Raw genomic sequence first — 24060 nt, forward strand, 5'->3', positions numbered from 1 at the left:
CCAGCAATGTACGTGCTGACCGGGCCCGGCTACTGCAGCCAGCCGAGCCGGTCGGCCACGAGTGCGTAGCCGACGAACGCCACCGCGTCGATCAGGGCGTGGGCGATGATCAGCGGCCACAACCGGCCCGTGCGCTGCCACACGTAGCCGAACACCAGGCCCATCACGATGTTGCCCAATCCGGCGCTGTAGCCCTGGTACAGGTGGTAGGCGCCGCGCAGCAGGCTGGAGATCACCAACGCGCGGGCCGGGCTCACGTCGAGTTGGCGCAGCCGCGTCAGCAGGAAGGCCACGACGATGATCTCCTCGGCCCAGCCGTTGGCGAACGCCGCACCGAGAAGAACGGGAATCCGCCACCACGTGTCGTAGAGCTCGGCGGGTTCGACGTTGGCGCTCAGCCCGAGTACCCGGGCGATGACGTAGAACGCGAGCCCGGGCAGACCGATCAGGGCGGCGAGGCCGAGCCCGCCCAACCCGTCGGCACGCCACTGCGGGCGGGCCAAGCCGATGGCCGATGGACCGAAACCGCTGCGCCACAGCAGATATATCGCCAGCGCACCCCATGCGAGCAATTGCAGGATGCCGGCCAGATGCAGGCCAAGATCGATGAGGTCGAACGGGGAGCGGCGGGGATTGAGTGCGACGGTCTGACCGGACAACCCGAGCAGCACGCCTTCGGTGAGCTTCAGCAGCGCGGTGTAGGCGCTGAGCCCGAACGTCACCGCCAGCACGACGGCGATCTCGATCTTGAGGGTTCGCCGCTGCGGCTCGAGCTGTTCGTTGGGCCCCGTCACCGGAGCTACGGTAGCGGCGCTAGATCTTGCGCGCGCGTAGCCCGTTGAGGAACGGGCAACCCATCAGCACCCGGATCGCCTGGCTCAGCCCGGTCACGTCGTCGACGGGCTTGGCGAACGGCAGGCGCACGTCGTGGTCGCCGTTCTCGTTCTCCACGCGCAGCTGCACGCCGTAGCGGTCCAGGCCCAACGGGCGTACCCGGCCTTGGCGCAGCGTCATCGGGAGCCGCGTCGCGAGGCGCTCGACGACGTCGCGGTGTGCCGACTCCATGTGCTGCAGCCAGCAGGATTCCATGGCGCAGAACGGATCGGGACGAGCCTGCAGCAGCGCGCCGAGACTCACCGACTCGGCACCCGTCGCATCGGCCACCACGACCGACTCGATCTCCAGCCGCATCAACGCATACGTGTCTTCGACCGGCCCGGATCCGGAATTCACCTGCAGCAGTGCGGGATTCGGGTCCTCGGTGGCGACGAGGTCGAGCAGCGCGGGAATCTCGCCGGACGGCACATGCTGGAGCCGGCCGCGGATCCAGACCAGCGAGCGCACCGGTTCGCGCAGCGGCAGGGGCGCGTAGTCGGTCATCTCGAGGACGGCCTGCACGCCCGCCGAACCGGAGGACAGCACCATGCCGACGAGTGGGCCCGCCTCGGGAACGGTGATCGCGAACGAGCCGTCGTCGAGCAGATGATGCACGGGAGACTCGACCGGCTCGATGCCCTCGACGGCGAGCATGGCACCGCCGCCCCGGGCGCACGCGCTGCGAATCCGCTCGGCTGTCGTCGGTGCCGCTACTGCCATTCTCGCCGCCTTCCGCTTAGGTGAGGTAAGCCTAACTTAACTGGACGCGCGAACGGCGCGCAAGGCTTACCGAATGTGCGACCGGGCCGATGAGGCCGGCGCGGACGGGGTTGCCGTTAATGTTGACGGGGTGCAGCGCATTGCCTATCTCGGACCGGAGGGAACCTTCACCGAAGCGGCGTTGCTGCAGATGGTGGCGCAAAACATGGTGCCCGGCAGCCAGGGCGGCGACGGCGGATTCACGCCGGTGCGCACCGACAGCACACCGGGTGCGCTGAGCGCCGTCCGCGACGGGCGGGCCGACTACGCCTGTGTGCCGATCGAGAACTCGATCGAGGGTTCGGTGCTGCCGACCATGGACAGCCTGGCGGCCGGAAGCCCGCTGCAGATCTACGCCGAACTGACCCTCGACGTCGCGTTCACCATCGTCGTCCGCCCCGGCCACACCGGACCGGTCCGCACGGTCGCGGCGTTCCCGGTGGCCGCCGCACAGGTCCGCAACTGGCTGGCCGCCAACCTTCCCGACGCCGCGGTGGTGCCCGCCAACTCGAACGCCGCGGCCGCGCACGACGTCGCCGAGGGTCGCGCCGACGCGGGCGTGAGCACGCGGTTGGCCGCCGAGCGGTGCGGGCTGGACATCCTGGCCGCCGACGTGGTCGACGAGGTCAACGCGCGTACCCGGTTCGTGCTGGCCGGTCCGCCCGGGCCGCCGCCACCGGCGACGGGCGCCGACCGCACCTCGGTGGTGCTGCGGCTCGACAACACCCCGGGTGCCCTGGTGGCGGCCATGACCGAGCTGTCGGTTCGCGACATCGATCTGACCCGCATCGAATCCCGGCCCACCAGAACTGAGTTGGGCACCTATGTGTTCTTCCTGGATTGCGTCGGCCACATCGACGACGATTCGGTCGCCGAGGCACTCAAAGCGCTCCACCGACGTTGTTCAGATGTGCGATATCTAGGTTCATGGCCCACGGGATCGGCGGCAGGCGCGCCGCCCCCGCGATTCGACGAGGCGGCCCGCTGGCTGGCCCGGTTGCGTGACGGATCGGGCGAATCATGAGCGGGCGGCTCGTCCTCGTCCGGCACGGGCAGTCACTGGCCAACGTCGAACGCCGGCTCGACACCCGCCCGCCCGGCGCCGAGCTGACCGACCTCGGCCGCGATCAGGCCCGGTCGTTCGCGAGCACCTTGAGCAACCGGCCGCTGATCGTCGCCCACTCGCAGGCACGCCGGGCGGCCCAGACCGCCGCGGGCATCGCCGAGGAGACCGGTCTGACCCCCCATGAATTCGACGGCGTGCACGAGGTGCAGGTCGGTGAGTTGGAGGACCGCAACGACGACGCCGCGATCGCCCAGTTCAACGCGATCTACCAGCGTTGGCACGAAGGCGAGCTCGACGTGCCGATGCCGGGCGGCGAGTCGGCCAGCCAGGTGCTGCACCGGTACGTTCCGGTCGTCACCCAACTGCGGATGCGCTACCTCGACGACCATGCCTTCGACGGCGACATCGTGCTCGTCAGCCACGGCGCGGCGATCAGGTTGGTGGCGGCGGTGCTGGCCGGCGTCGACGGCAGTTTCGCGCTCGACCACCACTTGGCCAACGCGCAGTCGGTGGTGCTCGCGCCGATCACCGACGGGCGCTGGAGCTGCGTGCAGTGGGCGAACCTGACCCCGCCGTTCTACCCCGAGCTCGACGTGCATCCGGTCGAGGATGCGCTCAAGTCGAACGACCCGATGGGCTAGATCGCCGACGCGCGCAGCGCTTGGTCGCGCCCGCAGGGGCAGCCGACCGCCTCGCAGTCGACGCTGAAGGCATGCGCTGCTTCTGGAGTGGTGCAGCCGTCGTGAGTGCACTCGACCCGGAACCGGACGTGATGGATGACGGTGCCGTGGCAGTGCTCCAGTCCGGCCACACACTCCGGGCACTGGAAGGTCATGGCCTGTTCATAGCACTGTGCGCCGACATCGCGCGGTTGCCGCGCGGGCCGATGAAGTACCTAGCCCCACCCGAGTTCGTGGAGACGCTCGTCGTCGATCCCGAAATGGTGGGCGATCTCATGGATCACCGTGATCGCCACCTCGTCGACGACCTGCTCCTCGTCATCGCAGATGTCGAGCAGTGCGTCGCGGTAGATCGTGATCGTGTCCGGCAGCGAGCCCGCGTACCACGAATCCCGCTCGGTGAGCGCGACGCCCTGGTACAGGCCGAGGATCTCCGGTTCGTCGGGATTGCGGTCCTCGACGAGGACGACGACGTTGTCGATCGCCGCGGCCAGCTCGGGCGGCACCAGATCCAGTGCGTCGGAGACCAATTCCTCGAACCGTTGCGAACCCATCCGCACGGCCACGGGGTTACGGCCCCGGCGGCGGAGGCGGTGGCAACACGGGCTCACCGGGCGGCGGGCCGGCCGGCGGTGCCGGCGCGGGAGCCGGTGCGGGCGCGGGGGCCGGCGGCGGCGGGGCCTGTTCGGGTGCCGGTGGTGGAGCAGGCGCAGGCGGTGCGCCGGGCGGCGGCGGATTGAAGGTGTTGGACTGCGCGGGCGGCGCCGGCTCGGCCGTGGTGCTCGGGGCCGACTGCTGCGGCATGTGCTCGGACTGGCTGCTCGACGATGAACCGGACGAATCCGACGACGAGTTTGAGGACGAGCCCGACGATGACGAGCCCGACGACGAGGACGAACCGTACGACGAGTCCGATGAATCCGACGACGACGAGCTGTCCGACTCGGGCATCGGGATCGGCGGCAGGTTCAGGCGCTCCTCCGGGATGTCCGGTGGTGCGACCGGCGGCTGCCCGTTGATCATGAGCGGACCTTTGGCGCTGTTGACGAGCGTGGACCAACCGCCGTTGCCGAGGGTGGCGCCGATGCTGCACGACACCTGGTGGCTGCCTGCCGACCAGCTCGGCAGCGAGATCGTGCTGTAGCTCAGCGCCAGCGTCGTCGCGCGCAGCTGCACCGGAGCCAGGTAGGCATCGGTCAGCTTGGTGCAGGTGTCTTTGATGAACTCGTCCTGATCGGCCTCGGCGGGCAGGCCGCCGGGGAACTTCTCGGCCAGGTTGACCGCGCCCGTGACCTCCATGGCGTGCGGGGCGGCGCAGTCGACCGGAACATCGGTCGGCTGATTGGTGGCCGGGTCGATGCCGAGGCACGTGCCCGCGGGCCAGACCTTGGACTGATCGATGTCGGCGACCTTGCCCTGGAACTCCAACTGGCTGTCGCCGGGCCCGAGCAGCTGCAGGCCGCACAACATCCGGCGCTCACCGGATTGCTTCCAGGCCTTCTCGCCAGACCACAGCAGGCCGATGGTGAACTTCCCGTTCGGATCGAATTTCGGGCCCAGATAGGACTTCAGCGCCGGGGAGCACTGTTCCTGGCTGATCTGTTTGATGCGGTCCACCGACGGCGGCGCGGCGCCCGGCCCGTACTCGCTGCCGGGGAACGTGCGCATGTCGATCGACTCGGCGACCTCGAAGCGGTGCGGGTCCTTGCAGTCGACGATGTGGGCGGCGTCGGGGTTGCGCCCCGGCCAGTTCAGGCAGTCACCGCTCTTGACGTGGTCGAAGGTGTCGTTGCCCCGCGGGCCGAGCGAGATCGCGCCGGCGTTGAGTGCCGTCTGGGCGCCTTCGCTGCGCGGCAGCGCGGTGATCAGACCCGCGATCAGCAGACCGCCGAGTGCGGTCAGCAGCAGCGCACGCCGCGTCGACGCGGCCTGCAGGCTCTGCCACCAACGTCCCTCGTGCGGATCGCCGTCGGTCCGGTCGGGGAGTCGGTCGGGGTGCTCGGGTGCCTCCAACATCCGCTCCATTGTGACAGGCGTGTCAGGTGCTGTGACAAGTGAGGCGGTTGTAACGTTACGAGGTTGTGCTTGCGGGCGGTTGGCGGCCATGGCTTTCGACACCTCGGATGTACGAGGCGGCGCGCCCAAAAGTAGGGTTGCGGCCGTGATCGACCTCAGGTTGCTGCGCGAGAATCCCGATATCGTCCGCGCGTCACAGCGGGCCCGTGGTGAGGACCCGGCGCTCGTCGACGCGCTGTTGGAGGCTGACACCGCGCGCCGGTCGGCGGTTTCTGCGGCCGACAACCTGCGCGCCGAACAGAAGTCCGCGAGCAAGCTCGTCGGCAAGGCCTCGCCGGACGAGCGGCCCGCGCTGCTGCAGCAGGCCAAGGATCTGGCCGAACGGGTCAAGGCCGCCGAAGCCGCCCAGGTCGAGGCCGACAAGGCGTTCACCGCGGCGCACATGGCGATCGCCAACGTGATCATCGACGGCGTGCCCGCGGGCGGCGAGGACGACTTCGCCCTGCTCGACACCGTGGGCGAACCGCGGGCCATCGAGAACCCGAAGGACCACCTCGAGCTCGGTGAGGCGCTCGGGCTCATCGACATGGAACGCGGCGCCAAGGTCTCCGGCTCGCGGTTCTACTTCCTCACCGGCGCGGGTGCGCTCCTGCAACTGGGTCTGCTGCAACTGGCCACACAGCTTGCGGTGTCCAACGGCTTCACCCTGGTGATCCCGCCCGTTCTGGTGCGCCCGGAAGTGATGGCGGGCACCGGATTCCTCGGCGCACACGCCGATGAGGTGTACCGGCTCGAGGCCGACGACCTGTACCTGGTCGGCACGTCGGAAGTGCCGCTCGCGGGCTATCACGCCGACGAGATCATCGACCTCTCCACCGGTCCGCGCCGCTACGCGGGCTGGTCGTCGTGCTTCCGCCGGGAGGCGGGCAGCTACGGCAAGGACACCCGCGGCATCATTCGGGTGCACCAGTTCGACAAGGTCGAAGGGTTCGTCTACTGCAAGCCAGAAGACGCCGAGGCCGAACATCAGCGGCTGCTGGGCTGGCAGCGCGAGATGCTCGCCGCCATCGAGGTGCCGTACCGCGTGATCGACGTCGCCGCAGGCGATCTGGGCTCCTCGGCCGCGCGCAAGTACGACTGCGAGGCGTGGGTGCCGACGCAGCAGACCTACCGCGAGCTGACCTCGACGTCGAATTGCACGACGTTCCAGGCGCGCCGGCTGGCCACGCGCTACCGCGACGAGAACGGTAAGCCGCAGATCGCGGCGACCCTGAACGGCACCCTGGCCACGACACGGTGGCTGGTGGCGATCCTGGAGAATCACCAGCAACCTGATGGCAGCGTGCGCATCCCCGCCGCGCTGGTTCCCTTCGTCAGAACGGAAGTGCTTGAGCCATGATCGATATCGACCTTGCTGAAGTGCGTAACTGGTTCGGGTTCGGGGTTGCCGGGAACTTCGCCGGCCATCTCGAGCAGGCGGGAGAGGCAGGCGATTTCGTCAAGGTCGTGACGGAAGGCTATGCGCCCAAAGGGATCTTCCCGTGGTACGCACCCGGCCGCGACGACTTCCTCGGCGAGTTCCCGTTGTCGAGCGACACCATCCTGCTGCCCGCGACGGCGGAGGGCGACGGCCCGCTCAATCTGCAGATCGAACCCGAGGTGGGGGTGGCCTGCCACGTGGTGTGGAACGGCGACACCGTCGTGCGGCTGGAACCGTTCGCGCTCGGTGCGTTCAACGACTGCTCGATCCGCAGGCCCAACGCGCCCAAGATCAGCTACAAGAAGAACTGGGGCCCGGCGTCGAAAGGCGTTGCCTCGCAGTTCTTCGAAATCAGCGATCTCACCCCGGACGGCCCGACCGCCGACATGCGGCTGGTCTGCTACCTGCGCGACGATGGCGGCCAGCAGCACGCCTACGGCGTCGACTCCCCGCTCGTCGGCTACTCGTACTACGGCGAGGTTCTGCTGGACTGGATCGTCGAGCGGCTGGCCAACCAGAAGGGCTCGGCGGACACGCCGCTGGAGGATGTCGGTGCGCTCATGGTCGCCAGCGGGCACCCGGAGAACGTGCTGATCGGCATCGGCGCGACCCGATACACGCCGTTGGGGGAGTCGACGTATCTCAAGCCGGGCGACGAGGCCATCGTGCGGGTCTACGACAGCGCCTCCAGCGCGGCTTCCGAACTGCGCCAGGTGGTTTCGACGGGCTAGCCGTCGAGGAGCTCGTCGAGCATCTCGGTGAAGGTGTGCGGGTCGGCCGGCGTGAACGCCGGCCGCCAGCGGGTCCCGGCGACATCGAGGGTCACCAGCGTCGAGCGCATCGGCCGCCCGACGTCCAGCGGCAGCCACCGGCGCAGATCCGAGCTGCCCCAGAGCCGGAACCGGTGCAGCAGGTTCAGCGACGTCACGGTGTAGCTGCGGACATCCCGCAGCGGGATCACCTTGGACGTGCCGGACGGAAAGTGGTAGCGGCGCAACGTGATGGCCTCGCGGTCGAGCTGGACGAGGCCGTCGTCGTAGTACTGCCGCGGCGCGCTCACAACTTGGTCGACCTCAGCTCGTGACCCTTGGTGGTCAGGCACCGCCCGTTCTCCAAATTCCACTGCCACCCGTGCAGGTTGCAGGTGAGGGTCTTGCCCTCCACCACGCCGAACTTCGACAGGTCGGCCTTCAAGTGCGGGCAGCGACGCTGAATCTCCCAGCCGTCCAACGTGATCGACGCGGAATCGTCGTGCGCTTCGGCGAACCAGCCGTCGGCGTAGGCGATGCGCTCGTCGGTGAGGCATTTGAAGAACGTGTACAGGTACTCGTTGTAACCGCCGACGCGCCACGCCTTGAACCGTGTCGACAGGAAGATCGTGTTGACCCAGTCGGGTTCGTTGTCGCGCAGCACGGTCCGCACGAGCTCAGGCGCGATCTCGAAGCCGTAGCGGAACTTCTCGTCCGGGATAGGTTCACGCACAACTCGTTTCGGGAAGTCCAGCACCACGGTCTCGTTGTGGTCGCGCCCGGCCAGGCGCAGCTCGACCGGATAACCGATGCCGTCGCAGATCTGGTCGGTCTGGCTCATGATCGGCTCGAACATCGCGCGCAGCGGCTCCAGCAGCGGTTCGCCGGCCGACGGCGCCCAGCGCGCCTTCTCGGCGGCCAGCACCGGCGCCATCCGCTGCGCGTACTCCTCGATGTAAGCGGCCTTGCCGGTCGTGAAGATCGTCTCCGGATCCTCGACCGGATGCGTCAGCGAGTTCAGCTGCGAACCGGTGAAATCGGCCGTGCTGCCGGGGATCATCAGCAGGCCGCCGTCGTGGCCGTGCGTGCGCAGCTGATCGAGGAACACCATCTGGTCCGGGAAGATGTTGGCCGGATCGCCGTGGTCGTCGTTGAGATCGCGCAACGCGGGGTCCAGGAAGCACGGCGGGCCCGCCGACGGCACCACCCACGTCGCGCCGACCTGGGCGATGTACTGGCGGCAGCGATCCATCTGGCGCTGGCGTTTCTGGGTGCCGAACGCCTCTTTGGCCCGGGCGGGCATGTCGTAGACCATCGGGTACCAGATCGCACCCGAGTACTGCAGCATGTGAACGTCGACCTGGCCGAAGTCGGTGTGCAGCACGTCCAGATCCACGGGCCGGGCGTCGTTCATGTTGAACACGACGGTCTCGCCGTCGTCGACCACGAGCCCGGAGTCGCCGATCGGGCCGTCGGCCGGCGCCCGCAGCGCGATGATCATGATGTCGAGGTCGCCCTTGGGCCCGCTCACCCGGTGTTTGACCGAATCGGTGGTCTCGAAGAACTTGGAGAAGCCCAGCTTCTCGAGCTCGCGTCGCAGGTCGGGCACCGGGTAGTCCGGCAACAGCACGACGGCGTCCTTGTTGACGTGGCGGCGCAGGTTCTCCGGGTCGTAATGGTCCTTGTGCAGGTGCGAGACGTAGAGATAGTCGACGTCGCCCAGCGCGTCCCAGTCCAGTTGGCTGTTGTCGGGAAACGGGAACCACGAGGCGAAGTACGCGGGGTTGACCCAGGGGTCGCACAGGATGCTGCCGGCCCTGGTCTCGATCAGGAAGCCGGCGTGTCCGACACTGGTGACCTGCACAAACAGCCTTTCGTTGGAAACGTCGATGCCCCGCCAGCCTAGCTGGAGTTGCGCGACGCGCCGAAGTCCGACAGGTCGGCGAGCGTCAGTTTTCAGGAGCGTCCACCGAATTTGCCGCGCAGCGGGTGACCGGGTACGCACGCGGACCGGCTGGCATTACGCTGGCGCTGTGGAACCGGTATACGGAACTGTCATCCAGCTCGCCCGGCTGGCCTGGCGGTTGCAGGGGCTGAAGTTCACCGTGACCGGTGTCGAAAATCTTCCGGTCACCGGTGGCGCGGTCGTTGCCATCAATCACACCAGCTACTTCGACTTCACGTTCGCCGGGTTGCCCGCATACAAGCAGAAGCGCGGCCGCAAGGTGCGCTTCATGGCGAAGAAGGAAGTCTTCGACAACAAGATCACCGGCCCGATCATGCGCAGCCTGCGCCACATCGAGGTGGACCGCTCGAGCGGTGCGGCATCGTTCGACGCGGCCTGCGACTACCTCAGGGCGGGCGAACTGGTCGGCGTGTATCCGGAAGCCACGATCAGCCGCAGCTTCGAGATCAAAGAGTTCAAGTCCGGCGCGGCCCGCATGGCGATCGCGGCGGGTGTGCCGATCGTTCCGCACATCGTGTGGGGCGCGCAGCGCATCTGGACCAAGGGGCATCCGAAGAACCTCTACCGGCCCAAGGTGCCCATCTCGGTGGCGGTCGGCGAACCGATCCAGCCCACGCTGCCCGCAACCGAGCTGACGGCGCTGTTGCACTCACGCATGCAGCATCTGCTCGAGCAGGTGCAGGACGCCTACGGGCCGCATCCGCCAGGTGAATTCTGGGTGCCGCATCGCCTCGGCGGCGGCGCGCCGTCGCTGGCCGAAGCCAACCGGATGGACGCCGAGGAAGCAGCCGAGAAAGCCGCCCGCAGCGCCGAGGCCGGACCCGCTGGACCGTCCGAACCCACCGGAGCGCCGGGGTAGCACGCGTATGGAACCGGTTTTCCGAAGTTTGGAGATCGCGGCACGGCTCGGAGTCCGCGCGACCGGATCTCAGATCACCTTCACCGGACTGGAGAATCTGCCGACGACTGGCGGTGCCGTCGTCGCGATCAACCACACCAGTTACGTCGACTTCCTGCCGGCCGGGCTCGCCGCGACCGAACGCGGCAGGCGGATGCGCTTCATGATCAAGGCCGAGATGGAGCAGGTGAAGATCGTCGGCTATCTGATCAAGCACACCGGCACCATCCCGGTCGACCGGAATGCCGGGGCAGGCGCATACGCGGTCGCGGTCAAGGCGCTGCAGGCAGGCGAATTGGTCGGGGTCTACCCCGAGGCCACGATCAGCCGCAGCTTCGAGCTCAAGGAATTCAAGACCGGCGCCGTGCGGATGGCGCTTGAGGCGGGTGTGCCCATGATTCCGCTGATCGTGTGGGGCGCACAGCGCATCTGGACCAAGGACCATCCGAAATCGTTGGGCCGCAGCAAGATCCCGATCACCGTCGCCGTGGGCAAGCCTGTCCCGCCGGTGGGGTCGGTAAGCGAACTCGACGCAGCGCTGCGCGCCGCGATGTCGGGTCTGCTCGATGAGGTGCAGCGTGACTATCCCGCGCCGGAAGGCGCGTACTGGGTTCCGCGTCGGCTCGGCGGTGGCGCCCCGACGCTTTCGGAGGCAAAACGCCTCGACGAAGCCGAACTCGCCGAACGCGCACGCAAGCGCGCACAACAGGAAGCGACGGGAAACAATCGGTGACCCCTGACAGAACGCCGGGGCTGATCGCCACCGATGTGGACGGCACCCTGCTCGACGAAGACGAGAAGGTCACCCCGCGCACGCGGGCCGCAGTGCAGGCCGCGGTCGAGGCGGGCACCACGTTCGTGCTCGCGACGGGCCGCCCGCCGCGCTGGATCCAGCCGGTGGTCGACGGTCTGGGTTTGGCCCCGATGGCGGTGTGCGCCAACGGCGCCGTGATCTACGACCCCTCCACCGACCGGATCGTGTCGGCGCAGACCCTGTCGGCCGACGTGCTCGGCGAACTCGCCGAGATCGCGACCCGGGTGATACCCGGTGCGGGCCTCGCGGTCGAAAGGGTCGGACGCTCGGCACACGACGCGGCCACGCCGCAGTTCGTGAGCTCGCCGGGCTACGAGCACGCCTGGCTCAACCCCGACAACACCGAGGTGTCCATCGAGGATCTGCTGAGTGCGCCCGCGGTCAAACTGCTGATCCGCAAGGCCGGCGCGCGCAGCGCCGACATGGCTGCCGAACTGCTCAAACACATTGGGCTGCAGGGTGATATCACGTACTCGACCAACAACGGGTTGATCGAGGTCGTGCCGCTTGGCATCAGCAAGGCCACCGGTGTCGCGCAGTTGGCCGCGCCATTGGGGCTCACCGACGCCGACATCGTCGCATTCGGCGACATGCCCAACGACATCCCGATGCTGAGCTGGGCCGGACGCGGGGTGGCGATGGGTAACGCACACCCGGAAGCCGTGGCCGCCGCGGACGAGGTCACCGCCACCAATGCCGAGGACGGCGTCGCGCACGTGCTCGAACGCTGGTGGTCCTAGGAGATCCGGCTGAAGCGCTCCAGCTGCACGGGCTCGTGATCCGGTGACGGCGGCGGCAGCTCGAGCGGAACCCCGTCGATCACGCGGGTGACGGTGCCCTTCTCCCGGTCGAAGTTCAACGTGCCGTGCTGGAAGTTCTGTACGATCCACTGCGGTTCGTCGATCTCGGCGCTCGTGGGCAGACCGAGTGCGCCGCGTTCGAATCCCAGTGCGCCCCAGGCTTCGTAGATCGCACCGGTGACCGGCTCGGCGCCGCTGGATGGCGACCAGTACACCGCACCCTTCTCGAATCTGGCGTAGCGGGCGCCGTCCAGGGCCGGGGTCTCGGGCGAGGTGGGGTTGCCCAGCACGCCGCCGGGCCCGCCGAGGGCTTGCCAGCGGTCGTAGATCGCACCGCCGCGCATCTGCTCGGCCAGGTCTTCGGGGCCGGGCGGCCGGTTGAACCGCGCGGCGATGTCGCGCAGCCGGCCCATCTCGGCGTACGCGGCATTGCCCGGGCACTCGGTGATACCGACATCGCGGTGGGTGAAGATGGTCGGCAGCGTCGCGGCCGCACCACGCGGGAAGTGGGTGAACGACCCACCCGCCGACGTGAGCACCACGGTGCCGTGCGGGTCGATGTGATCGAGCCCGAGTCGCCAGCCCAGAAGTCTTCCGGTCGTGCGCAATTGGATCGGCGTGGGTGGGACGGTGTTGAAGTCGCCCATCATCGCCACGCCCCAGGTGTCGTGGTTGAAGCCGCCGGTGTGCGATCCCTCGACGGGTTTGTCCATGCCTCCTGCGCGGCCCTCGAACACCTGGCCGTACTTGTCGACGAGTGCGTTGTAGGCCATGTCGCACCAGCCCAGCGTCCTCGTGTGGTACTCGTAGATCGACCGCACGATGCCTGCGGAATCCTCGGGTGCGTAGTCGTTGCTGCCCGCGGTGTGGTGCACGATCCCGGCGCGAACCACCTTGTCGTACTTGACGGGTCCGCAGCGCATCGACTCGTCGGCGCCCCACTGGCCGCGGCTGATGATGTTCGGCGGGACGCCGGGGGCGGTGACGGCGGTCGGCAGCGGCCCGATGTCCACCGGCGTCTGAGGCGGGCTGATCAACACTGCGTTGATGTTCTCGGCGATGGGCTGCTGCACGGTGGCCGGCCTGTAGCCGAGCCCGGGCCCCTCGGCGGCCGGCGGCGCGGCCGGGGTGATGGCGGCGTCGCGGGGCCGGGTCACGGCGATCTGCACGGTGTTGGTGCGGCCGACGAACACCGGCTCGGTGCCGCGCGGCCCCGGGGTGTCAGCGCCGACGCCGTCGAGATTCTCGGCCTGATACCACGGCCCCCAGGATCCGTCGGCCTTGCGGGCGCGTACGCGGGCCGAGGTCCCGCGCAGATCCTGGGCGGTCAGCGCGACCATCGAGAACGGTTCGTCCTGGTGGATCTCCCGGATGCTCTCACCGCCACCGAGGTTCTCGAGGGGCTGCTGGGTGAGGGCGGGCGCGGCGTCTTTCGCGTCGGACTGGTCGCTTCCGGGTATGCCGGTGAGCGCCCACGGCAGGATCACGACGGTCGCCGCGATTGCGGTGAACAGGATCGACGGCGCTGGGCGGCGTGACTGCACGGACTGATGTTACGTATGAGTCTGTTGTTACCAATGATTCGACACGGCTGGATAGGCCGTCTAATTGCGCAACGGCACCGCAGAGCCTCGATGGCTTCTGCGGTGCCGTTTCGTAATAGGACTACTGGGTCAGGCCGGCGGTGGCACCGGTGCCGGGGGTGCGGGCGGCGCCGCTGGCACACCGGACTTCATCGCGGACGTGATCGCCGGGATCACCATGCCCTTGAGCAGGTCGATGGCCTGGCCGGCGCCGAGCTGCTCGGCAGCGCTGGACAGGTCGCCGAACAGTCCGCCGCCACCGGTGCTGGCCGCGGGCATCGCACCCAGCGACGGGTCACCCAGGATCGGATAGGTGGCACCCAGTCCCGGATCCAGACCGATCGGCGCCGAGATCGGCACTTCACCCGGTGCGGGCAACCCGGCCGCGTTGGAGATCGGGGTCAGCGACGGATCGGTGCCCAGCGCCGGTGTGGTCAGGCCGGGCGTACCGAGGTCCGGGGTGGCCAGCCCGCCGGGCACCGCCCCTGCCGGGCTGGTCAGGGCGGGATTCGTCAGCGCCGGGTTGGTGAGCGACGGATTGGTCAGGCCCGGATCGGTCAGCGACGGCGTCGACGGCAACGCGCCGTCTGGTGACGTCAGGCCGGGGGTGGCCAACGCCGGATCGGTCAGACCGGGGGTGGTGAGACCGGGTGTGGTCAGGCCGGGTGACGTCAAGCCGGGCGTCGTGAGACCGGGCGACGTGAGGCCGGGGGAGGTCAGCCCCGGTGAGGCGAGACCGGGCGAGGTCAGGGTCGGTGACGCGAGCGACGGCATCGGGCTGCTGCCCGTCAGCATGCCGGTCGGCATGGGCGGCAGGTTGATGCCGAACTGCGACAGGCCCTGGGAAAGCGCGGACATCAACTCGCCCGGCAGGTCGGTGACCAGGGCGGCCTGCGTGAACTCACGATGCTGTGGTGCAGGGGAAAGCTGGGTAACGGCCACTAATGCGACTGGACTTGCGACTGCCAGGGCGGCGACTGCGCTCATGGCTGTCGAGGCCTTGCGTCGACGTCGGTTCGGCACGGAAGTCTCCTCAATATTTGGACTGCATGTCGGATTGCAGCTGGTGCGCTCCGCTTGCTTCGTCAGCGGCTACGGACGGGATCGTGCGAAGCCCATGAGCGCCAACGTGATCGATGGTACGGGTGTGACTAATGGGTCTAGAGTGACGATATTGAATTGTGAGCGAATCGCGACCTGCGGCCGCCGTCGAATTCGGGGCGCGGCGGGGCGGTCGGATACCCTGGCTGCCGATGACCGCTCGTTTTGACCTCTATGTCGTCGGTTCCGGATTCTTCGGTCTGACGATCGCCGAGCGCGTGGCGACGCAATTGGACAAGCGTGTCCTTGTTATCGAACGTCGCCCGCACATCGGCGGTAATGCCTATTCCGAAGCCGATCCGCAGACCGGTATCGAAGTCCACAAGTACGGGGCCCATCTGTTCCACACCTCGAACAAGCGGGTGTGGGACTACGTGCGGCAGTTCACCGACTTCACCGGTTACCAGCACCGGGTGTTCGGGATGCACAAGGGCCAGGCGTATCCGTTGCCGATGGGACTCGGCCTGGTGAGCCAGTTCTTCGGCCGCTACTTCACGCCCGACGAGGCCCGCGCCCTCATCGCCGAGCAGTCCTCGGAGATCAAGACCGAGGATGCGCAGAACCTCGAAGAGAAGGCCATCTCGCTGATCGGCCGGCCGCTCTACGAGGCCTTCATCAAGCACTACACCGCCAAGCAGTGGCAGACCGATCCCAAGGAACTGCCCGCGGCCAACATCACCCGGCTGCCGGTGCGCTACACGTTCGACAACCGCTACTTCAACGACACGTATGAAGGGCTGCCCGCCGGCGGGTACACCGCGTGGCTGCAGAACATGGCCGCCGATGACAGGATCGAGGTGCGGCTGGACACCGACTGGTTCGACGTCCGCGACGCGCTGCGGGCCGAGAACCCCGACGCGCCGGTTGTTTATACCGGACCACTGGACCGCTACTTCGACTACGCCGAGGGCCGGCTGGGCTGGCGCACACTCGATTTCGAGGTCGAAGTGCTCGACACGGGTGATTTCCAGGGCACGCCGGTGATGAACTACAACGACATCGAGGTGCCGTACACGCGCATCCACGAGTTCCGGCACTTCCATCCCGAGCGGGCATACCCGACCGACAAGACCGTGATCATGCGGGAGTTCTCGCGGTTCGCGGCCGACGACGACGAGCCCTACTACCCGATCAACACCGAGGCCGACCGCAAGCTGCTCGCGGCCTACCGGGCCAGGGCTAAGGCCGAGACCGCGTCGGCGAAGGTGCTTTTCGGCGGCCGGTTGGGCACGTACCAATACCTCGACATGCACATGGCCATCGCGAGCGCACTGAGCATGTACGACAACACCCTGGCACCGCATCTGTCCGACGGTGCGCCGCTGATAACCGATCCCGAGACGTGAACAGGAAGCAGCAACGCATGAGTGACATCCCGTCCGGCGCATTGGATGCCGGAGAATCCAGGGCGGTCAGTCTGCTGGCCCGCGTCATACTGCCCCGACCGGGCGAGCCACTGGACGTCCGCAAGCTCTATATAGAGGAATCGGCCACCAACGCCAGGCGCGCGCACGCGCCGACGCGTACCACGCTGGAAATCGGTGCCGAGTCCGAGGTTTCGTTCGCCACCTACTTCAACGCGTTCCCCGCCAGCTACTGGCGGCGCTGGTCGACGCTGGACACCGTGGTGCTGCGGGTCGAACTCACCGGCAGCGCGCGCGTCGACGTGTACCGGTCCAAGGCGACGGGTGCGCGCATCACGGTCGGGGGCGCGCCGGTCTCCAGTGGAACCGGCGGAACCGCGGCTGGGCCCGATGGCGGCGCCAGCGCCGCTGTCGAATTCGAGATCGACATCTCGCCGTTCGAAGACGGCGGGTGGATCTGGTTCGACATCACCACCGACACCGCCGTGCGCGTGCACAGCGCAGGCTGGTACGCCCCCACACCCGCGCCGGGCCGCGCCAACGTCGCCGTGGGGATCCCGACCTTCAACCGGCCTGCGGACTGCGTCAACGCACTGGCCGCGCTGACCGCCGATCCCCTTGTCGACGAGGTGATCTCGGCGGTCATCGTTTCCGACCAGGGCGCCAAGAAGGCCAAGGACCACCCCGGCTTCGACGAGGCGGCCGCGCGGCTGGGCAGCCGGCTGTCCGTGCACAACCAGCCGAACCTCGGCGGCTCGGGCGGCTACAGCCGGGTGATGTACGAGGCGCTGAAAAACACCGACTGCGAACAGATCCTGTTCATGGACGACGACATCCGCATCGAACCCGATTCGATCCTGCGGGCGCTCGCGATGAACCGGTTCGCAAAAGAGCCGACGCTCGTCGGCGGCCAGATGCTCAACCTGCAGGAGCCCTCACACCTGCACATCATGGGCGAGATGGTGGATCGCACGAACTTCATGTGGTCCGCGGCGCCCAATGCCGAATACGACCACGATTTCGCCAAGTACGCGCTGAGCGACGCCGAACAACCGCGCACCAAGCTGCTGCACCGCCGCATCGACGTCGACTTCAACGGCTGGTGGATGTGCATGATCCCGCGCCAGGTCGCCGAGGAACTCGGCCAGCCCATGCCGCTGTTCATCAAGTGGGATGACGTGGAATATGGGTTGCGGGCCGGTGAGCACGGCTATCCCACCATCACGCTTCCGGGTGCCGCGATCTGGCACATGGCCTGGAGCGACAAGGACGACGCGATCGACTGGCAGGCCTACTTCCACCTGCGCAACCGTCTGGTGGTCGCGGCGCTGCACTGGGACGGCCCGATCAGCGGCCTGCTGGCCAGCCATCTGAAGGCCACGTTCAAACACCTTCTGTGCCTTGAGTATTCGACGGTAGCCATCCAGAACAAGGCCATGGAGGACTTCCTGGCCGGTCCCGAACACATCTTCTCCATCCTGGAGTCGGCCCTGCCCGACATACGCAAGATGCGCTCGGAGTACCCCGACGCCGTCGTGCTGCCCGGTGCCACCGCGCTGCCGCCGCCGTCGGACATGAAGCGCAAGAAGATCGGCATCCCGGTGTCCAAGGCCGCGATCGCGGTCAACCTGGCCAGGGGCGTCGTCCACCAGTTGCGCGAACACGACCCCGAGACACACGTGCGGCCGCAGATCAACGTGGCGACGCAGGATGCCAGGTGGTTCTCGCTGTGCCGGGTCGACGGTGTCACCGTCACCACCGCAGACGGCCGCGGCGTGGTGTACCGCCAGCGTGACCGCGCGAAAATGTTTGAGCTGCTTAGGGCTTCGCTGCGCCAGCAGGCGCGGGTGGCCCGCCAGTTCAACCGGATGCGCAAGGTGTACCGCGGTGCCCTGCCCACCCTGACCAGCACCCAGAAGTGGGAGTCGGTGCTGCTCACCGAGTCGGCGGAGAAAGTCTGACATGAGCGACGCCCCACGCGGCGAGGACGCCGTGCTGGTTGCCGTGCAATCGGCATTGGCCGGCCGGCCAGGGGTACTGGCCGGTGCACGCGCCCTGTCGCACTTCGGTGAGCACAGTGCGGGATGGGTGGCAGTGGCCGCCGCGGGTGCGGTGGCACAGCCGGCGCGGCGCAAGTCGTGGATCGCGGTGGGCGCCGGTGCGTTCGTCGCACACGCCGCCGCGGTGTTGATCAAGCGCGTGGTGCGCCGGGAACGGCCGCATCATCCGGACATCGCCGTCAACGTGGGGACACCGAGCCGGCTCAGTTTCCCGTCGGCGCACGCGACCTCGACCACCGCCGCCGCGGTGCTGCTGGCCCGGACGACCGGGCTGCCGATGCCCGCGCTGCTGGTGCCGCCGATGGCGCTGTCGCGACTGGTGCTCGGCGTGCACTATCCGACCGATGTGCTGACCGGGGTGGTCGTCGGGACGATCGTCGGGAAAACAGTCGGCAAGGCGGTCGGTAGGATCTCGGATTCTGTGGGTGCCGGGCCGAAGGAGACTGATGAGCGTCGGTGAGCAGGTCGCAACGGAGTGCAGCGAAGATGAGCACAACCCACATGAGTGAGGAAGCCCAGCCGGTCGCCGGCCCGCCGAAGAATCTGGCTGCCGGGCTGGTCAAGGCGGTGCGGCCCCGTCAGTGGGTGAAGAACCTGCTGGTGCTCGCGGCACCGCTGGCCGCGGTGGGCAGTGGCATCCAGTACGACTACGGCGATCTCGCCGTCAAGGTGTCGATCGCCTTCGTGGTGTTCTGCCTGGCCGCGTCGTCGATCTATCTGGTCAACGACGCCCGTGACGTCGAGGCCGACCGCGCCCATCCGACCAAACGTTTCCGCCCGATCGCGGCCGGTGTGGTGCCGGAGTGGATGGCATACACGCTTGCGGTGCTGCTGGCGGCGGCCTCGCTGATCATCTCGTGGTTGCTCACGCCGGACCTGGCCGTGGTCATGGCCGTCTATCTGATCATCCAGCTCGCGTACTGCTTCGGCCTCAAACACCAGGCTGTGCTGGATATCTGCATCGTGTCGTCGGGCTTTCTGATCCGCGCCATCGCGGGCGGTGTGGCCGCCGACATCGGGCTGTCGCAATGGTTCCTGTTGGTGATGGCCTTCGGTTCGTTGTTCATGGCGGCCGGAAAGCGGTATGCCGAACTGCAGCTGTCGGAGCGAACGGGCGCCAAGATCCGTAAGTCGTTGGAGCGCTACACCAGCAGCTACCTGCGGTTCGTGTGGACGCTGTCGGCCACCGCAGTCGTGGTGTCGTACGGTTTGTGGGCCTTCGGCCGCGACAGCGCGAGCGATCCGCTGGGGATCGACGGGCAGGACGCGTCGTGGTACGCGGTCACGATCGTCCCGTGGACGATTGCGATCCTGCGCTACGCAGTAGACATCGATGGCGGCATCGCCGGTGAGCCCGAGGAGATCGCGCTGAAAGACCGGGTGTTGCAGATCCTGTTCCTGGCGTGGATCGGAACCATCGGTGCAGCCATCTATTTCAGCTGACCGGCTGAATGCCCGCCGCCTCGCCGGCGGCACCGGGGAACGCGCGGTCCGCTGGCCGTCGTTCCCGTACGACATCTCGGTCCGCATCAGCCTGTGGGTCAGTGTGCTGGTGGTGGCCGGGCTGTTCGGGTGGGGTGCGTGGCAGCGCCGCTGGATCGCCGACGACGGCCTGATCGTGCTGCGCACGGTCCGAAACCTGTTGGCGGGCAACGGCCCGGTGTTCAACGCCGGTGAACGCGTCGAGGCCAACACGTCGACGCTGTGGACCTACCTCGTGACGTTCTTCGCCTGGATCGGCGGCTCGGTGCGGCTGGAGTACGTCGTGCTCTATCTCGCCCTGATCCTGAGCATCCTCGGGGTCGTGCTGGTCATGCTCGGCACCGGCCGGCTGTATGCGCCGAGCCTGCAGGGGCGGCGGGCGTTGCTGTTGCCGGCGGGCGCATTGGTGTACATCGCGGTCCCACCGGCGCGCGACTTCGCCACCTCGGGTCTCGAAAACGGTTTGGTGCTGGCGTATCTGGGTCTGCTGTGGTGGATGCTGGTGTGTTGGTCGCAGGCCTTGCGCGCCCACCCGGCCCCGCCCGATCGCGGGGCGGCCGAGGCCGAGCCGCGCGACATCCCCGGCCGGTTCTTCGAGGGTGCGCTGGCCGTCGTGGCGGGACTGAGCGTGCTGGTCCGGCCCGAGCTCGCGCTCATCGGCGGTGGCGTGCTGGTCATGATGCTGGTCGCGGCGCGCGGCTGGCGCCGCCGGGTGCTGATCATCGTGGCGGGCGGGCTGCTGCCGGTGGCCTATCAGATCTTCCGCATGGGCTACTACGCGCTGCTCGTGCCAGGCACCGCGGTCGCCAAGGACGCGTCGGGCTCGAAATGGTCGCAGGGTTTCGTCTACCTCACCAACTTCAATCAGCCCTATCTCCTGTGGGTTCCTGCGGTCCTGCTGGCCCTGCTGGGAATCGTGTTGCTGGCCACCAGGACTCGGCCGTGGTGGCTGCGCAGGCAGGTGCCGCGGGGGTACGGCCGGCTGTCGCGGACCATCCAGAGCCCCCCTGCCGTAGTGATTTTCATGGTGCTGAGCGGTCTGCTGCAGGGCATCTACTGGGTGCGCCAGGGCGGGGACTTCATGCACGGCCGCGTTCTCCTCACGCCGCTGTTCTGCATGTTGGCGCCGGTGGCGGTGATACCGGTGGTGCTGCCCGACGGCACGAAATTCACCAGGGAGACGGGCTACCTGCTGGCCGCCGCGACGAGCGTGCTGTGGGCCGCGATCGTGGGCTGGTCGATCTGGGCCGCGAACTCGCCGGGCATGGGTGCCGATGCCACCCGCGTCACCTACACCGGCATCGTCGACGAGCGGCGCTTCTACGCGCAGGCCACCGGGCACGCACATCCGCTGACGGCTGCCGACTATCTCGACTACCCACGGATGCGCGCGGTCCTCACCGCGATCAACAACACACCCGAAGGCGCCCTGCTGCTGCCCTCCGGCAACTACGACCAGTGGGATGTCGTGCCCGCGATCCCGCTGCCGCCCGATACGCCGCCCGAGGTCCGCGCGGCGTACAACCCCCCGCACACAGTGTTTTTCACCAACATGGGCATGCTCGGCATGAACGTGGGGCTCGATGTGCGGGTCATCGACCAGATCGGCCTGGCAAACCCGATGGCGATGCACACGCAGCGCCTCACCGACGGCCGCATCGGGCACGACAAGAACCTCTTCCCGGACTGGGCGGTGGCCGAGGGCCCCTTCATCAAGACCCACCCGTACGTCCCCGCGTACCTGGACGAGGACTGGATCGCCCAGGCCGAGGCGGCGCTCAAGTGCCCGGCCACCGACGCGATGCTGAATTCCGTACGCGGCGAACTGACCCCGCGCCGGTTCCTGTCGAACCTGTGGCACGCCTACGAGTTCACGAAGTACCGGATCGACCGCGTGCCGCTGTACGAACTGCAGCGCTGTGGCCTGGAGATCCCCCCGCCCAAACATCCGCCCTACACCGGGATGCCCGCGACCGGTCCGTAACGCCCGGACGCGCGCTGTCGATAGGCAAGCGAGCACGGGCAACGGACACACGAACGGACGGTGAGAATCGCCGATGACTCCTGGGGTGAACGCTGCGCGGATCTGGGGCCGCCGCATCCTGGCGATCGCCGCCGCGACTGTGGCGTTGCCCACACTTGCCGTGGTGACCGGCGGCGAACCGAGCGCTTCGGCCTTCAGCCGGGAAGGCCTGCCGGTCGAGTATCTCGACGTGTACTCGCCGTCGATGGGCCGCAACATCCGGGTGCAGTTCCAGGGGCCGTCCGAGGCGCCCGCGCCACCGCCGGACGGGGCCGCACCCGCCGCGCCTGCGCCATCCACGCCGAGCCGAGCGGTCTACCTGCTCGACGGCCTACGCGCACAGGACGATTACAGCGGCTGGGACATCAACACCCCGGCGTTCGAGTGGTTCTACGGATCGGGCATCTCCACGGTGATGCCGGTCGGCGGGCAGTCCAGCTTCTACAGCGACTGGTATTCGCCGTCGAGTTTCAACAACCAGGCCTATACCTATAAATGGGAGACGTTCCTCACTCAGGAGCTACCGGCGTGGCTCGCCGCGAACAAGCAGGTCTCGCAGACCGGCAACGGCGTCGTCGGGCTGTCGATGTCGGGCAGCGCGGCCCTGATCCTGTCGGCCTATCACCCCGGACAGTTCCGCTACGCGGCGTCGCTGTCCGGCTTCCTCAACCCGTCGGCGCTGCTGATGCAGCAGGCGATCCGGGTCGCGATGCTCGATGCGGGCGGTTACAACGTCGACAACATGTGGGGTGCGCCATGGGACGGCGCCTGGAAGCGCAACGATCCCGTCAAGCAGGTCGCCAAGATCGTCGCGAACGGTACGCGCCTGTGGATCTACTGCGCGCCGGGTGGCTCGACGCCGCTCGACGAGGGCGCCGACCCCAATCTGGCGATGAGCGCCAACAGTCTGGAGACGCTGGCGATCAAGAGCAACAAGGACTTTCAGGACGCCTACGTCAAGGCCGGCGGTAGTAACGCGAGCTTTCACTTCCCGCCGGCGGGCAACCACGCGTGGCCCTACTGGGGCTCGCAGTTGACGGCCCTCAAACCGGACCTGATCGCGACACTGAACGGCTGAGGGGCAACCAGGACGACAACTGCTGGAAAGAAACGTCACGCGCACGTGTGGTTGACTACACGGGCACGCGAGCCGGCTGGGTCAGGGGACCCGGCTCGCGAAATATGACTGGAATACGACAGATGAGAGATCAGATAGGGAGCGGAATGAAGTTCGTTGGGAAGATGCGCGGCGCAGCGGCAGGCCTGTCGCGCCGGCTGACGGTTGCGGCCGCGATCGCGGCCGTGCTGCCTGGCCTGGTCGGCGTCGTCGGCGGCTCGGCGACCGCTGGAGCCTGGTCTCGACCCGGCTTGCCGGTCGAGTATCTCGAAGTGCCGTCGGCCGCGATGGGGCGCAATATCAAGGTCGAGTTCCAGAGTGGTGGCCCGGGGGCTCCCGCGCTGTACCTGCTCGACGGCATGCGCGCCCGCGAGGACCAGAGCGGTTGGGACATCGAGCTCCCGACGTTCGAGTGGTTCCTGAACTCGGGCATCTCCGTCGTGATGCCCGTCGGCGGTCAGTCCAGCTTCTACGCAGACTGGTACAAGCCGGCGTGCGGCAGCAAGGACGGTGGCTGCAAGACCTACAAGTGGGAGACCTTCCTCACCCAGGAGCTTCCTGCCTGGCTGTCCGCCAACCGGGACGTCAAGCCGACCGGCAGCGCCGTGGTGGGTCTGTCGATGGCCGGTTCGTCCGCGCTGATGCTGGCGCTGCGCCACCCGCAGCAGTTCATCTACGCCGGATCCCTGTCGGGGACGCTCAACCCGTCCGAGGGTTGGTGGCCGACGCTGATCGGTGTCTCGATGGGTGACGCCGGCGGCTACAAGGCCGAGGACATGTGGGGCAAGTCGGACGACCCGGCGTGGAAGGCCAACGACCCGACCGAGAACGTCGCCGCGCTGGCGAACAGCGGCATCCGCCTGTGGGTGTACTGCGGTAACGGCAAGCCGGGCGAGCTGGGCGGCACCGATATGCCTGCCAAGTTCCTCGAGGGCTTCGTCTGCCGGACGAACTCGACCTTCCAGGAGAAGTACATCGAGGCCGGTGGCCGGAACGCGGTGTTCAACTTCCCGCAGAGCGGTACGCACAACTGGGCCTACTGGGGCCAGCAGCTGCAGGCCATGAAGCCTGACCTGCAGCGCGTGCTCGGCGCCACCCCGACCGCCTGAGCGGACGGCGGCTGACGGCCGAATCGAGTTGAGCTGGCGGCGGCGATCCCTTCACGGGGTCGCCGCCGTCAGTCGTTTCCGGCGTAACCCGCGGCACGGATGTGGTTCACTACAACG

General features: G+C 67.8%; 23 protein-coding genes. 14 read left to right on the forward strand and 9 right to left on the reverse strand.

Annotated elements, in window-relative coordinates; genetic code table 11:
- Positions 1-29: 29 nt before the first annotated feature.
- Complete coding sequence (locus tag ACOI2T_RS01410; protein WP_409504182.1) at positions 30-794, reverse strand: CPBP family intramembrane glutamic endopeptidase; 765 nt, start codon at positions 792-794, stop codon at positions 30-32.
- A 19-nt stretch (positions 795-813) separates the two neighbouring features.
- Positions 814-1596, reverse strand: coding sequence for a DUF2470 domain-containing protein (locus ACOI2T_RS01415; RefSeq protein WP_067855024.1), 783 nt, complete (start codon positions 1594-1596; stop codon positions 814-816).
- 130 nt (positions 1597-1726) lie between these two features.
- On the opposite strand from ACOI2T_RS01415, the gene pheA reads away from it, so the two are divergent.
- Together pheA and ACOI2T_RS01425 are read left to right on the forward strand one after the other, a co-directional pair.
- Positions 1727-2659, forward strand: a complete 933-nt coding sequence (gene pheA / locus ACOI2T_RS01420) for a prephenate dehydratase (RefSeq protein WP_409504183.1) — start codon at positions 1727-1729, stop codon at positions 2657-2659.
- Positions 2656-3342 carry a histidine phosphatase family protein gene (locus ACOI2T_RS01425; protein WP_409504184.1) on the forward strand — a complete coding sequence of 229 codons (687 nt, stop codon included), beginning with the start codon at positions 2656-2658 and terminating at the stop codon, positions 3340-3342. Before pheA ends, ACOI2T_RS01425 begins: the two co-directional genes overlap by 4 nt.
- Here ACOI2T_RS01425 and ACOI2T_RS01430 read toward each other — a convergent pair.
- The 3 genes from ACOI2T_RS01430 to ACOI2T_RS01440 are packed head-to-tail and all read right to left on the reverse strand — an operon-like array spanning position 3339 to position 5406.
- A complete protein-coding gene (locus ACOI2T_RS01430; RefSeq protein ID WP_409504185.1) occupies positions 3339-3536 on the reverse strand; it encodes a hypothetical protein in 198 nt (65 codons plus the stop codon). The two genes, ACOI2T_RS01425 and ACOI2T_RS01430, sit on opposite strands and share 4 nt — an antisense overlap.
- A 60-nt stretch (positions 3537-3596) precedes the next feature.
- On the reverse strand, positions 3597-3947 hold the full coding sequence (locus ACOI2T_RS01435) for a metallopeptidase family protein (RefSeq protein WP_409504186.1): 351 nt from the start codon (positions 3945-3947) through the stop codon (positions 3597-3599).
- 4 nt (positions 3948-3951) lie between these two features.
- Positions 3952-5406, reverse strand: a complete 1455-nt coding sequence (locus ACOI2T_RS01440) for a septum formation family protein (protein ID WP_409504187.1) — start codon at positions 5404-5406, stop codon at positions 3952-3954.
- Between the two features lie 136 nt (positions 5407-5542).
- Here ACOI2T_RS01440 and serS point away from each other — a divergent pair, with 136 nt between their 5' ends.
- Entirely contained in the window at positions 5543-6796 is a 1254-nt protein-coding gene (serS, locus tag ACOI2T_RS01445) for a serine--tRNA ligase (RefSeq protein WP_409504188.1), read from the forward strand.
- On the forward strand, positions 6793-7608 hold the full coding sequence (locus ACOI2T_RS01450; protein ID WP_067855043.1) for a DUF5718 family protein: 816 nt from the start codon (positions 6793-6795) through the stop codon (positions 7606-7608). Before serS ends, ACOI2T_RS01450 begins: the two co-directional genes overlap by 4 nt.
- On the opposite strand, the gene ACOI2T_RS01455 is transcribed toward ACOI2T_RS01450, so the two are convergent.
- A complete protein-coding gene (locus ACOI2T_RS01455; RefSeq protein WP_409504189.1) occupies positions 7605-7937 on the reverse strand; it encodes a hypothetical protein in 333 nt (110 codons plus the stop codon). The two genes, ACOI2T_RS01450 and ACOI2T_RS01455, sit on opposite strands and share 4 nt — an antisense overlap.
- Complete coding sequence (locus ACOI2T_RS01460; protein WP_409504190.1) at positions 7934-9490, reverse strand: Rieske 2Fe-2S domain-containing protein; 1557 nt, start codon at positions 9488-9490, stop codon at positions 7934-7936. Before ACOI2T_RS01460 ends, ACOI2T_RS01455 begins: the two co-directional genes overlap by 4 nt.
- Positions 9491-9659: 169 nt before the next feature.
- On the opposite strand from ACOI2T_RS01460, the gene ACOI2T_RS01465 reads away from it, so the two are divergent.
- Genes ACOI2T_RS01465 through ACOI2T_RS01475 form a run of 3 tightly spaced genes read left to right on the forward strand, consistent with a single transcriptional unit; the run spans position 9660 to position 12044 of the window.
- The gene (locus ACOI2T_RS01465; RefSeq protein WP_409504191.1) at positions 9660-10451 is read left to right on the forward strand and encodes a lysophospholipid acyltransferase family protein; all 792 of its coding nucleotides are present in this window, start codon (positions 9660-9662) and stop codon (positions 10449-10451) included.
- A 7-nt stretch (positions 10452-10458) separates the two neighbouring features.
- A complete protein-coding gene (locus tag ACOI2T_RS01470; RefSeq protein WP_409504192.1) occupies positions 10459-11223 on the forward strand; it encodes a lysophospholipid acyltransferase family protein in 765 nt (254 codons plus the stop codon).
- Positions 11220-12044 (forward strand): HAD family hydrolase, encoded by an 825-nt coding sequence (locus tag ACOI2T_RS01475; RefSeq protein ID WP_409504193.1) that lies wholly within the window; start codon positions 11220-11222, stop codon positions 12042-12044. The genes ACOI2T_RS01470 and ACOI2T_RS01475 overlap by 4 nt, the downstream gene beginning before the upstream one ends.
- On the opposite strand, the gene ACOI2T_RS01480 is transcribed toward ACOI2T_RS01475, so the two are convergent.
- On the reverse strand, positions 12041-13648 hold the full coding sequence (locus ACOI2T_RS01480) for an N-acetylmuramoyl-L-alanine amidase (RefSeq protein ID WP_409504194.1): 1608 nt from the start codon (positions 13646-13648) through the stop codon (positions 12041-12043). The genes ACOI2T_RS01475 and ACOI2T_RS01480 overlap by 4 nt on opposite strands.
- A 129-nt stretch (positions 13649-13777) precedes the next feature.
- Positions 13778-14710, reverse strand: coding sequence for a hypothetical protein (locus ACOI2T_RS01485; RefSeq protein ID WP_409504195.1), 933 nt, complete (start codon positions 14708-14710; stop codon positions 13778-13780).
- Between the two features lie 230 nt (positions 14711-14940).
- Between ACOI2T_RS01485 and glf the strand changes: the two genes are divergently transcribed.
- From glf to ACOI2T_RS01520, 7 genes are all read left to right on the forward strand, one after another.
- Positions 14941-16134 (forward strand): UDP-galactopyranose mutase, encoded by a 1194-nt coding sequence (gene glf / locus ACOI2T_RS01490; protein WP_085144788.1) that lies wholly within the window; start codon positions 14941-14943, stop codon positions 16132-16134.
- 17 nt (positions 16135-16151) lie between these two features.
- Positions 16152-18113, forward strand: a complete 1962-nt coding sequence (locus ACOI2T_RS01495; RefSeq protein ID WP_409504196.1) for a glycosyltransferase — start codon at positions 16152-16154, stop codon at positions 18111-18113.
- Between the two features lies 1 nt (position 18114).
- Entirely contained in the window at positions 18115-18672 is a 558-nt protein-coding gene (locus ACOI2T_RS01500) for a phosphatase PAP2 family protein (protein ID WP_409504197.1), read from the forward strand.
- Between the two features lie 41 nt (positions 18673-18713).
- On the forward strand, positions 18714-19655 hold the full coding sequence (locus ACOI2T_RS01505) for a decaprenyl-phosphate phosphoribosyltransferase (protein ID WP_067855073.1): 942 nt from the start codon (positions 18714-18716) through the stop codon (positions 19653-19655).
- Positions 19633-21678, forward strand: a complete 2046-nt coding sequence (gene aftB / locus ACOI2T_RS01510) for a terminal beta-(1->2)-arabinofuranosyltransferase (protein ID WP_409504198.1) — start codon at positions 19633-19635, stop codon at positions 21676-21678. Before ACOI2T_RS01505 ends, aftB begins: the two co-directional genes overlap by 23 nt.
- 73 nt (positions 21679-21751) lie before the next feature.
- A complete protein-coding gene (locus ACOI2T_RS01515) occupies positions 21752-22795 on the forward strand; it encodes an esterase family protein (protein ID WP_409504199.1) in 1044 nt (347 codons plus the stop codon).
- Between the two features lie 146 nt (positions 22796-22941).
- On the forward strand, positions 22942-23943 hold the full coding sequence (locus ACOI2T_RS01520; protein WP_067855078.1) for an esterase family protein: 1002 nt from the start codon (positions 22942-22944) through the stop codon (positions 23941-23943).
- The last annotated feature ends 117 nt before the right edge of the window (positions 23944-24060 follow it).

The sequence above is a fragment of the Mycolicibacterium wolinskyi str. Jessa 2025 genome, assembly GCF_049241375.1.
In the GTDB taxonomy this organism is placed as follows: Bacteria; Actinomycetota; Actinomycetes; order Mycobacteriales; family Mycobacteriaceae; genus Mycobacterium; species Mycobacterium wolinskyi.

Bases quoted from the DNA above. Each gene is read 5' to 3' on its own strand.
- ACOI2T_RS01425 (WP_409504184.1), top strand. From the start codon at position 2,656: ATGAGCGGGCGGCTCGTCCTCGTCCGGCACGGGCAGTCACTGGCCAAC.
- ACOI2T_RS01415 (WP_067855024.1), bottom strand. From the start codon at position 1,596: ATGGCAGTAGCGGCACCGACGACAGCCGAGCGGATTCGCAGCGCGTGC.
- ACOI2T_RS01520 (WP_067855078.1), top strand. From the start codon at position 22,942: ATGAAGTTCGTTGGGAAGATGCGCGGCGCAGCGGCAGGCCTGTCGCGC.
- ACOI2T_RS01440 (WP_409504187.1), bottom strand. From the start codon at position 5,406: ATGGAGCGGATGTTGGAGGCACCCGAGCACCCCGACCGACTCCCCGAC.
- ACOI2T_RS01505 (WP_067855073.1), top strand. From the start codon at position 18,714: ATGAGTGAGGAAGCCCAGCCGGTCGCCGGCCCGCCGAAGAATCTGGCT.
- ACOI2T_RS01430 (WP_409504185.1), bottom strand. From the start codon at position 3,536: ATGACCTTCCAGTGCCCGGAGTGTGTGGCCGGACTGGAGCACTGCCAC.
- ACOI2T_RS01450 (WP_067855043.1), top strand. From the start codon at position 6,793: ATGATCGATATCGACCTTGCTGAAGTGCGTAACTGGTTCGGGTTCGGG.
- glf (WP_085144788.1), top strand. From the start codon at position 14,941: ATGACCGCTCGTTTTGACCTCTATGTCGTCGGTTCCGGATTCTTCGGT.
- ACOI2T_RS01515 (WP_409504199.1), top strand. From the start codon at position 21,752: ATGACTCCTGGGGTGAACGCTGCGCGGATCTGGGGCCGCCGCATCCTG.
- ACOI2T_RS01495 (WP_409504196.1), top strand. From the start codon at position 16,152: ATGAGTGACATCCCGTCCGGCGCATTGGATGCCGGAGAATCCAGGGCG.
- ACOI2T_RS01500 (WP_409504197.1), top strand. From the start codon at position 18,115: ATGAGCGACGCCCCACGCGGCGAGGACGCCGTGCTGGTTGCCGTGCAA.
- ACOI2T_RS01470 (WP_409504192.1), top strand. From the start codon at position 10,459: ATGGAACCGGTTTTCCGAAGTTTGGAGATCGCGGCACGGCTCGGAGTC.